This is a genomic window from Hydrogenovibrio sp. 3SP14C1 (assembly GCF_029625905.1).
In the GTDB taxonomy this organism is placed as follows: Bacteria; Pseudomonadota; Gammaproteobacteria; order Thiomicrospirales; family Thiomicrospiraceae; genus Hydrogenovibrio.
In genome coordinates this window covers 1-239 of record NZ_JARTLM010000302.1, presented here as the reverse complement: position 1 = coordinate 239, position 239 = coordinate 1, and the positions used below count along the sequence as shown (strand labels likewise).

Below are 239 nucleotides of genomic sequence, written 5' to 3'. Positions count from 1 at the left end.
GAATGGATTTATCAATTTATCTATCAAGACAAAGCCAGTGGCGGCAACTTATACCGCTACCTATGTCGTAAAAAACGTTATCGAAAACGCGATGGGGTTTATGAAACGCGTGGTAAGTTGAATAAAGGAACCAGTATAGATGAACGTCCAAGTATCGTTGATGTTAGACAACGCATTGGTGATTGGGAGGTTGATACGGTTATTGGGATAAAAACAGGACCAAGCCTGGTCTCAATGGT

At 41.4% G+C, this 239-nt stretch carries 1 pseudogene; it reads left to right on the top strand.

What is annotated here, in order from left to right:
- Positions 1-239 (top strand): annotated as a pseudogene (locus tag P8629_RS12615) (IS30 family transposase); the annotation flags it as partial.